General features: G+C 54.5%; 1 rRNA gene. It reads right to left on the bottom strand.

Annotation, left to right across the window (positions count from 1 at the left end):
* A 23S ribosomal RNA gene (locus tag AC1DKD_RS41785) occupies positions 1-618 on the bottom strand; the annotation flags it as partial.

Genomic DNA, 618 nt, shown 5'->3' on the forward strand with positions numbered 1-618 from the left:
GATAGGGACCGAACTGTCTCACGACGTTCTAAACCCAGCTCGCGTACCGCTTTAATGGGCGAACAGCCCAACCCTTGGGACCTACTCCAGCCCCAGGATGCGACGAGCCGACATCGAGGTGCCAAACCWYSCCGTCGATRTGGACTCTTGGGSRAGATMAGCCTGTTATCCCCGRGGTASCTTTTATCCGTTGAGCGAYGGCCATTCCACAATGTACCGCCGGATCACTAGTCCCGACTTTCGTCCCTGCTCGAGATGTCTCTCTCACAGTCAAGCTCCCTTGTGCACTTACACTCGACACCTGATTGCCAACCAGGCTGAGGGAACCTTTGGGCGCCTCCGTTACTTTTTAGGAGGCAACCGCCCCAGTTAAACTACCCATCAGGCACTGTCCCTGACCCGGATTACGGGCCGAAGTTAGATGTCCAAAGTGACCAGAGTGGTATTTCAACGATGACTCCACCCGAACTGGCGTCCGGGCTTCAACGTCTCCCACCTATCCTACACAAGCCACTCCGAACACCAATACCAAACTATAGTAAAGGTCTCGGGGTCTTTCCGTCCTGCTGCGCGTAACGARCATCTTTACTCGTACTGCAATTTCGCCGAGTTTATGGT

The organism is Cupriavidus sp. 05T313 (assembly GCF_056396665.1).